Here is a 2991-nt window from a genome sequence, read left to right on the forward strand (position 1 = left end):
GGTTTTTGGCTGGCATTTTTGTAAAAATTGACTAAACTTAATTTTTATTATACCCTATTTAAAGGTACAACAGCTTATCACTTTTCTAGTCATGAACCTTTCTACCTGGTGGCGTCGGGTTTTTTGTATGTTTTTATGTCTATTGGGAAAAAGAACACCTAATTTGGGGTGGGAGATAATCCCCCATTATAATTGGGGGCAATCGATACACAAAAAACTTATCTTTAACCGAGCTTGAATATATCGATCGCTCTTGTTATTGATTTGCGATCGATTATTCAGCAAACCCTAGATACTCATGTATTACCTCCCTATGTCGTCGCAGATTTATATCGTAGGCGCTGGAGGATTGAAGATGCTTTTAATACCGTAAAAAGACTCTGGGAATTAAGTTATTTGTGGACAGGTTCTCTCAACGGCATCCAGCTTCAAATTTGGGGAACTTGGATATTTTATGCACTCTTGGTTGATTTAGGTGATGCCGTTGCTGACCAACTCTCTTTACCAATAGATTCGATTTCCTTAGAAATGATTTACCGGGGTCTTTACCATTTTTATGTAGCTCATCAAAAAGGTAAGGCAACTAACCTGATCGAGTATTTCGCCGCGCCCGAAAACCAAGATTTAGGTATTGTTAAATCTCAACGAAAGCCCAATGTTAAGTTAATTGTTGCACCTTTCCCCGATCGACAGCGAGGCAATCATCAATTTTTCTTTGATACCTCTTCTGAAATCCCCTTGACAACTGGCATACAGGCTTAACTTGTTACCAATGATACTACCCCCAGCCAAACCATCTTTGGCTGTTTTTACATCGTGACAATGTTTGTGTAAGAGCTGAAGATTGGTATATTCATCCCTACCGCCTTTGGAGCGGGGGATTTTATGGTCGATTTCCCATTTGTCTTCAGCTCTGAAAATCAATCCGCAGTGGTTACACTTACCCCTTTGACTCTTCAGTAGAGTTGCCTCTTTTGTTGAGATTTCAAGGTGTTTTCCCTTTCTTGTACTCCAATAAACCAGGTTTCCGTCGTATGGAGACGACTCGCCTTTAACTTTCACATGACGGACTATTGGAGTCTCGCTATGCGTCCTTAACCGCATTAAGTTTTCACTTTTTGCATTGGTTGCGAATACCCAGTTGTTACCGCCAATGGTCTGCCAGTATCTATTGATGATCCATCGGATAGACTTTTGGGGATGACGGCGTTTTGCCCAAGCCTTAAGTTTGCAAAAGATTAAATGGTCTTGAGTTTCGTAAGCATCACTGCTCACAACGGTTGAGTAGTAGTTTGCCCATCCTCGGATAATTGGATTGAGTTTTCCAATTAGCGCTTCTTGAGTTGCTGTTCTCTGGGCGTAGATGATGTTTGCTACTTGCTCGTAGTGTATCTTCTGCTTTTCTTGGCTTGGGGTGATGATTGTTTTGAAACCTAGTAATTTTCCGTTATTCTTCCCAGAGTGATGTTTTCCAACTGGGAATTGCCGTATATTAAACCCAAGGAAGTTGAAACCTGGGATATTTCCCTCGTATTCCTCAAGGGTGTGGGCTAGGCGAGTTTTACTAGGCTTCAGTTCTAAGCCCATACTCTTTAACCATTCGGAGATTATCTCTTTGCATCTTTGAACAACGGTTATGTCTTCGTGGAGAATTACGAAGTCATCGGCATATCGGATTAGGTGGGCAGCAGAGATAAATCCTGCGTACTTTCCCCTTATAAACCTTCCTTTTTGGGAAAGCTTGAGTTATCCGGTTCTCCATCCCGTGGAGGGCGATATTGGCTAATAATGGGGAAATAACCCCACCCTGCGGTGTACCCTCAGATGTTGGAAACAACTGCTTACCGTCCATCACTCCCGCTTTTAACCAGGCTCGAACTTGTCGGCGGATGGTGGGGAATGTATTTAATTTTTTGAGCAGTGCTTCATGGTCGATGCGGTCGAAACATTTGGCAATGTCAGCATCTAGCACGTATTTGGCTTTCTGACAAATTACCGTGAATATTTGCTCTATCGCATCATGGCATGAGCGTCCGGCTCTGAACCCGTATGAGTTATACCATTTTTTTAAAGATGTGATAGAGATAAAGAATGTAAAATCCAAGACCATCCGGTGAGAAAACCAATGACACGCGGGCGTGAAAGATACCAAAACTTCCTGGACTTTTATGCGGAGTTCGTCAAGATTACTAAATACCGACCGAGCTAAAAAAATTTTCAGATATTCCCACACTCTTTCTGTGGGATTTACTTCAGGACAAGCCGGAGGCTGAAATAGTAAAATGATATTGTCTGGCAATTCAGATGCACCTAAATTATGAGCTGGTGCGTTATCAACTTGAATGATGTGTAATTCATGAGGATATGGTATTGACAAAAGTTGTAAATATGCTTCAAAACAAACTTTGTCTAAATGGGAAAACTCCCAAAAAAAACTTTTTCCAGTAGCGATGGATACTGCCCCATAGAGCCAAAAACACTCAAATTTCCATTGATGCTTCCCCATGGGCTTTACCCCTGAAAGCGTCAGCTTGCGCCGACGAATTGTATGCAGTCCTAGCCTATCGTTCATCACTGCACCAAAAGATGACTTTTTTATATTTGTTTACTTGAGGTAAAGCTTTGTCTAGTAGAGCTTTTATCTGTTGATGCAAGTTATTTTTAAATTCATTAATTGCCGTAGATTTCTGAGAACTACTGCGAGGTCTTGGAATTTTTAATTTACTTTTTAATTCCCCTCTTACTAAAGAATATACAGCCTGGTAACTACTGGCTATTCCTTTAATCAACCAGAGCAAAAGATGAACTTCTTGATAACTGTGAAATCCTTCGGGGTCTTTCAACTCTTGTTGCAATGAAGCTGCTATTTCAGGGTAAGCTCATCTAATTAGGTATATATTGTACTTGACAAAAAGCGCAATATCTAGACCTAGGCATTCAGTCAGCAGCGGTTCTATAATGTTGCTGCATCTTTCGTCACGACTGGTGAGG

General features: G+C 41.1%; 3 protein-coding genes and 2 pseudogenes. 2 read left to right on the plus strand and 3 right to left on the minus strand.

Translation table 11 applies throughout. The annotated features are described in order from the left end of the window. Positions 1 to 76 precede the first annotated feature (76 nt). A pseudogene (locus tag QUA74_RS29440) lies at positions 77 to 238 on the plus strand (IS5/IS1182 family transposase); the annotation flags it as partial. 50 nt (positions 239 to 288) lie between these two features. Beyond that, positions 289 to 762, plus strand: a pseudogene (locus QUA74_RS29445) (transposase); the annotation flags it as partial. Here QUA74_RS29445 and QUA74_RS29450 read toward each other — a convergent pair. The 3 genes from QUA74_RS29450 to QUA74_RS29460 are packed head-to-tail and all read right to left on the minus strand — an operon-like array spanning position 664 to position 2855. Then, positions 664 to 1719 (minus strand): group II intron maturase-specific domain-containing protein, encoded by a 1056-nt coding sequence (locus QUA74_RS29450; RefSeq protein WP_333336275.1) that lies wholly within the window; start codon positions 1717 to 1719, stop codon positions 664 to 666. The pseudogene QUA74_RS29445 and the gene QUA74_RS29450 overlap by 99 nt on opposite strands. Further along, complete coding sequence (locus tag QUA74_RS29455; protein WP_333336270.1) at positions 1661 to 2572, minus strand: reverse transcriptase domain-containing protein; 912 nt, start codon at positions 2570 to 2572, stop codon at positions 1661 to 1663. The genes QUA74_RS29450 and QUA74_RS29455 overlap by 59 nt, the downstream gene beginning before the upstream one ends. Next, positions 2562 to 2855 carry a hypothetical protein gene (locus QUA74_RS29460; protein ID WP_333336272.1) on the minus strand — a complete coding sequence of 98 codons (294 nt, stop codon included), beginning with the start codon at positions 2853 to 2855 and terminating at the stop codon, positions 2562 to 2564. Before QUA74_RS29460 ends, QUA74_RS29455 begins: the two co-directional genes overlap by 11 nt. Positions 2856 to 2991: the final 136 nt, after the last annotated feature.

Source organism: Microcoleus sp. LAD1_D3 (genome assembly GCF_036702135.1).
GTDB lineage: Bacteria > Cyanobacteriota > Cyanobacteriia > Cyanobacteriales > Microcoleaceae > Microcoleus.